This is a genomic window from Brevundimonas sp. UBA7838 (assembly GCF_002500885.1).
In the GTDB taxonomy this organism is placed as follows: Bacteria; Pseudomonadota; Alphaproteobacteria; order Caulobacterales; family Caulobacteraceae; genus Brevundimonas; species Brevundimonas vesicularis_C.
Window position 1 is genome coordinate 1 of sequence record NZ_DLTK01000078.1, and the last position, 3,466, is coordinate 3,466.

General features: G+C 68.3%; 5 protein-coding genes. All 5 read right to left on the minus strand.

Annotated features, from left to right (window positions below; genetic code table 11):
• The coding region (locus B3T77_RS06430; protein ID WP_292078227.1) for a CHASE4 domain-containing protein at positions 1 to 426 on the minus strand (426 nt) is incomplete at its 3' end.
• 107 nt (positions 427 to 533) lie between these two features.
• Positions 534 to 1,214: an SMC-Scp complex subunit ScpB gene (scpB, locus tag B3T77_RS06435; RefSeq protein ID WP_055804017.1), complete on the minus strand. Its 681-nt coding sequence runs from the start codon at positions 1,212 to 1,214 to the stop codon at positions 534 to 536.
• Complete coding sequence (locus tag B3T77_RS06440) at positions 1,211 to 2,029, minus strand: segregation and condensation protein A (protein ID WP_045810344.1); 819 nt, start codon at positions 2,027 to 2,029, stop codon at positions 1,211 to 1,213. Before B3T77_RS06440 ends, scpB begins: the two co-directional genes overlap by 4 nt.
• A 6-nt stretch (positions 2,030 to 2,035) precedes the next feature.
• Positions 2,036 to 3,085: a beta-N-acetylhexosaminidase gene (gene nagZ / locus B3T77_RS06445; RefSeq protein WP_292078225.1), complete on the minus strand. Its 1,050-nt coding sequence runs from the start codon at positions 3,083 to 3,085 to the stop codon at positions 2,036 to 2,038.
• A partial coding sequence (locus tag B3T77_RS06450; protein WP_292078226.1) for an SPOR domain-containing protein occupies positions 3,082 to 3,466 on the minus strand: 385 nt, incomplete at its 5' end. The genes B3T77_RS06450 and nagZ, both read right to left, overlap by 4 nt.

The following is a 3,466-nucleotide window of genomic DNA, read 5'->3' on the forward strand; positions in this document are numbered from 1 at the left end:
CTTCAGCCGCACCCCGGCATCCGCGGTGACCGATCGGTCGCGCCCGGCGGCCTCGGCCCGGAGCGCGTCGATCAGCGGCCGGGCCGCCTGACCGAATGGCTCGCCGACCTGCGTCTCGGCCGGTCGGCCCAGCGTGCTGATGCGAAACAGCCGCCCGGTCCCGTCATAACCCAGGGTGAACTGGTGCTTGTGTTGCGCGGCGTAGAAGGCGCCGAAGTTGCGGTCGTACCAGGCTACATCGCCCGCCGTCATCCGATCGACGGCCTCGTCCCAGACCGAGGCGGTGGTCAGGTTTTCGCCGATGGTTTCCAGCGCGCGCGTCAGACGCAGCCGCACCAGACCTTCTTCCTTGCGCGCCTGATGGGCGTCAATGCCGCGGCTGACGATCGCCAGAACCCCAGCCATGCCGATGATGGACGACAGCATCAGGATCAACGCGATCCTGAACGTGCTCCACGCCCGCCAACCCGTCTTCGATGTCACGCCACTCATACGGCCTGGCTTAAGGTGCGCAGACTAAGACGTCGTGAACATCATCCAGGTCCGCCGCGTTCGCCGACGAAATCCTGGGCGAACTCGGGCGCCTCGTCGTCCAACGGCAGAGTGCCGTCCTCGTCGTCCGCCTCGGAGGCGCGGCTGGGATCCGGCACCTCGAATCCGACCGGCAGCGACAGGTCCAACAGGCCCGCCGCCTTCATCTCTTGGACGCCCGGCAGATCGTACAGGGTCGCCAGGCCGAAATGCTCCAGAAACCGGTCGGTCGTCGCATAGGTGACGGGCCGCCCCGGCGTGCGCCTGCGTCCGCGCAGCCGCACGAACCCCATCTCCAGCAACAGGTCCAGCGTGCCCTTGGAGATGCTGACGCCGCGCACGCTCTCGATCTCGGCGCGGGTGACGGGCTGGTGATAGGCGATGATCGCCAGCGTCTCCAACGCGGCCTTGGACAGACGGCGCGGCTCCTCGCGCTCCTGCGTCATCATGAAGGCCAGGTCCGGCGCGGTGCGAAAGCGCCAGCGGTCGGCGACGCATTCCAATTCGACCCCCCGCCCCTCATAGCGGGCGCGCAGACCCGATATGGCGCGGGCGACATTGCAGTTCTCGGGCAGGCGCGCGGCGATCTCGGCCGCTGTCAGCGGCCCGGCGGCGGCGAACAGCAGAGCCTCGACCCGCCGTTCGATCTCGGCCTCGTCGGGCTGGAACGACAGGTCGCTCACGGCGTCAGCTCCAGCGGCTGACCCGGTCCCCGACGTTTCAGATACAGGTCCGCAAACGCCTCGCTCTGCCGGATGTCCATCGCCCCCTCCTTCACCAGCTCCAGACTGGCCGAGAGGGTCGAGGCCGTAAAGCTGGCCTGGCTGGGCCCCTCCTCGTCCTCGCGATGGGGCGCCACCTGTTCCAGCGGCGTCCAGTCGGCCAGCTTCGGCATGATTTCGCGCAGCCAGTCGCGGGCGGCTTCCAATGGAAAGGCCTCGACCCGCTGGCCGGGGGCATAGCGCCGCGCCTCCTCGCGCCGACGCTGGACGACATAGGCGCTCATCAGTTCGTAGAGGCTGGCGTCGATGCGATCCGAGGGCACGATCACCGTCGCCTCGGGATCGCCGCGCGTGAAGACGTCGCGCTTCAGCTGGGGCCGTGCCATCAGCTGTTCGACGGCCTTTCGCATCGCCTCCAGCTTCTGCAGCCGGAACGCCAGGGCGGCGGCCATTTCCTCAGCCGGCGGCTCTTCGGCCTTGCCCTTGTCGGTGCGCGGCAACAGTAGGCGCGACTTCAGATAAGCCAGCCACGACGCCATCACCAGATAGTCGGCCGCCAGGGCGAAGTTGCGCCTGCGCGCCTCATGCACGAAGGCCAGATACTGTTCCGCCAGCTGGGTGATCGACAGCTTCAGCAGATCGACCTTCTGGTTTCGCGCCAGGGCCAGCAAGACGTGCAGCGGTCCCTCATAGCCTTCCAGATCGACGACGAAGGCCTCGCGCTCCTCGACCTCCTCGGCGTTGAAATCCAGATTGGGCTGGAAAGACTCCGTCATAGGTCTTTAGGCCTGCGCCTCACCCACGTCCGGCCCCTTGGCGGCGGCCATCCGACCGCCCATGGCCTTGAAGAAGCGATCGTGCCCCGCGACGGGATCGAGCGGCTCGGGCGTCCGCACAATCCGGGCCAGCGCGGCTTCCGCCCGGCGGCGCGCCCCGCCCTTCAGCGATCCGACGCCCTCGGCGACCTGGCGCATTTCGTCCATGTCGCCGTTCCAGTGGACGACGAGATCGCACCCCGCCTTCAGCGCCTTGTGAGCGCGCTGGGTCAGCGAGCCCGAAAGGGCGTTCATCACCAGATCGTCGGACAGCAGCAGACCGCCGAATCCCAAGCGCTCGCGGATCAGGCGAATGGCCTTCTTGGACTGCGTCGCCGGATGTTTGCGATCGATCGCGGTGAAGACGATGTGCGCCGTCATGCCGATCGGCATATCCGACAGGGCCTTGAATGGCGCAAAGTCCCAGGCGTCCAGCGTGTCCAGATCGGCGTGAACCGTCGGCAGATCGTTATGCGTGTCTGCAAAGGCGCGGCCATGGCCCGGCATATGTTTGATGCAGGGCAGAACCCCGCCCGCCAGCAGTCCCTCCGCCGCCGCCCGGCCCAACACGGCGACCGTCTCGGGATCGACGCCATAGGCCCGGTCGCCGATGATGTCGTGGGCGCCGGGGACCGGTACGTCCAGCACCGGCAGCAGATCAACGGTCACCCCGACCTCGCGCAGATCGTGCGCCATCAGACGTGCGCCCAGGCGCGTCAGCTCACGCGCCTGAGCCAGCTCGTTCGTCGCCTTCAGATAAGCGTTACCTGGCGGATATTTGGGCCAGTGGGGCGGCCCCATCCGCTGGACCCGACCGCCTTCCTGGTCGATCAAGACCGGCGCGTCGGGATCGCCGATGGACGCCCGCAGTTCGTCCGTCAGGGCCCGCACCTGTTCCGGCGTGTCGATATTGCGCCGGAACAGGATGAAGCCCCAGGGTCGGACCTCGGCGAAGAAGGCCTTTTCGGCCTCCGTCAGCCGATGTCCCAGGCAGCCATAGATGGCGGCGGACGTCACCGGACGATGCAGTCCCGGCCCGCCGCCTTCAGCGCATTGCAGAAGGCCACCGCCCGTTCGCGCGACAGGCCCGAGAAGGCCGTGCGGTACAGGGTCGATCCGCTGGACGAGGTCACTTCGGTCACCCGCTTTTCAGCGCCCGAGGCGAACGAGCCGAAACGGCCGGCGACGGCGGCGTACTCACGGTCCGCGATCTCGGTCGAGGAGAAGGCGCCGATTTGGACCGAGGCCGATCCGCCGGTCGCGGCCGGAGCCTTGGTCGTCGGCGCAGCGACGGGCGCAGTCGGAGTCGTCGGACGCGGCGCAGGCGCGGCCGGCGTGGCCGTATTGGCGGGCGGCAGACCCTGTCCGGTCGGTGCGGCGGTCGGGGGCGCGGCCGGA

Coding starts and splice junctions, on each gene's coding strand:
- B3T77_RS06440 (WP_045810344.1), bottom strand. CDS start 2,029: ATGACGGAGTCTTTCCAGCCCAATCTGGATTTCAACGCCGAGGAGGTC.